The organism is Streptomyces sp. NPDC059785 (assembly GCF_042732375.1).
Lineage (GTDB): Bacteria > Actinomycetota > Actinomycetes > Streptomycetales > Streptomycetaceae > Streptomyces.
Map to the genome: position 1 here is coordinate 1 of NZ_JBHWHV010000133.1, position 1,433 is coordinate 1,433.

2 protein-coding genes are annotated in these 1,433 nt (G+C 69.2%); both read right to left on the bottom strand.

Annotated features, from left to right (window positions below; genetic code table 11):
- Positions 1-39 precede the first annotated feature (39 nt).
- Positions 40-927, bottom strand: coding sequence for an RNA polymerase sigma factor SigF (locus ACFV6E_RS42790; protein ID WP_385177958.1), 888 nt, complete (start codon positions 925-927; stop codon positions 40-42).
- A gap of 123 nt (positions 928-1,050) precedes the next feature.
- On the bottom strand, positions 1,051-1,278 hold the full coding sequence (locus tag ACFV6E_RS42795; RefSeq protein WP_385177959.1) for a DUF5133 domain-containing protein: 228 nt from the start codon (positions 1,276-1,278) through the stop codon (positions 1,051-1,053).
- Between the last annotated feature and the right edge of the window lie 155 nt (positions 1,279-1,433).

Sequence of the window (1,433 nt, forward strand, 5' to 3'; positions counted from 1 at the left end):
AATCCGGGGCGGCCACCCGCCTTACGGGGACAGTGCCCGCTACACGCGGTCGAGATCGCTGAGCATGCCCCTGCGGAGCTGCTCGATGATCCGCTTGATCAGCCGGGAGACATGCATCTGGGAGCAGCCGAGGCGCTCGCCGATCTCCGCCTGGGTGGCCTCCTCCACGAACCGCATGTGCAGGATGTGCCGGTCGCGTTCGCTGAGCTGTGCCACCAGGGGAGCGAGGGTGTGGAAGTCCTCCACGAGCCGCATGGCCTCGTCCTCGGCGCCGATGAAGTCGGCGAGGACGGCCTCGCCGTCCTGGCTGCCGTCGCCGGTGAGGGCGGCGTCCAGGGAGGAGGAGTTGTATCCGTTGGCGGCGATCTGCGCCTCGACGACCTCGTCCTCGGAGAGGTTCATCAGGGTGGCCAGCTCGGCGACGGTCGGGTCGCGGTCGAGGCGGCTGGCCAGTTCCTCCCGGGCCTTGGCCAGTTCCACCCGCAGCTCCTGGAGCCGGCGCGGCACGTGCACGGCCCAGGTCGTGTCACGGAAGAAGCGCTTGATCTCGCCGACGATGTACGGCAGCGCGAACGACGTGAACTCGACCTCGCGGGAGATCTCGAACCGGTCGATGGCCTTGATCAGACCGATCATGCCGACCTGCGCGATGTCCTCGAGGTCGTCGCCGCGGTGCCGGAAGCGGCCCGCCGCGAAACGGACCAGGGACATGTTCATCTCGATGAGGGTGTTGCGCGCGTACTGGTAGTCGTGCGTGCCCTCTTCGAGTTCCGTCAGGCGCTGGAAGAACTGACGCGACAGTTCCCTGGCGTCCCGCGGGGCCACCCCCCGCGGGTCCTCGACGTGCGGCAGGGGCTCCTCACCGGTCACGGTGAGGGCGGGCTCCTGGGTGACCTTCGACCGGCTTGTGGCGGTGACGGTGTCCATGACCTCTCCCACGCAACTCACTGTTCGCGTTCCAAGCATCGTGTCTTCGCGTCTACCCCGCTCGCCGTGACACATGTGTCGCATTTCCCGGCAACGGTCCCCGGGCCCGGCCGGGTTGCCCGGTCAGCCGGTGAGGACGGAGTCGTCGGCGGTTCGGGCGCCCGGCAGCCGGTACCGGGCGGCGATGAGGGCGGCGTCCACGTCCTTCGTACCGGTGGAGACGCAGAGCGTGTACGCCAGGTCGTCCATGCGCTGCCGGACTTCTGCGCTACCGCTGTCGGCCTCCAGGACCCGCAGCGTTTCGTACTGCTCGACGAGATTGCGCAGAACCGCGGGGTGGGCCATCAGCACGGGGGTCCTCCGGATGACTGGGGGTGAGTGGGTCGGACTGCGGACGCCCACCGTGGCCGGTGATCGTCGCCGACCCGTGTACCCGGCCTCCAGAGGTGTACGCCGACTCGTGTGACGGGAGTTGACGGCGCACGCGGCGGCGGCGCGGACCGGGT

Bases quoted from the DNA above. Each gene is read 5' to 3' on its own strand.
- ACFV6E_RS42790 (WP_385177958.1), bottom strand. From the start codon at position 927: ATGGACACCGTCACCGCCACAAGCCGGTCGAAGGTCACCCAGGAGCCC.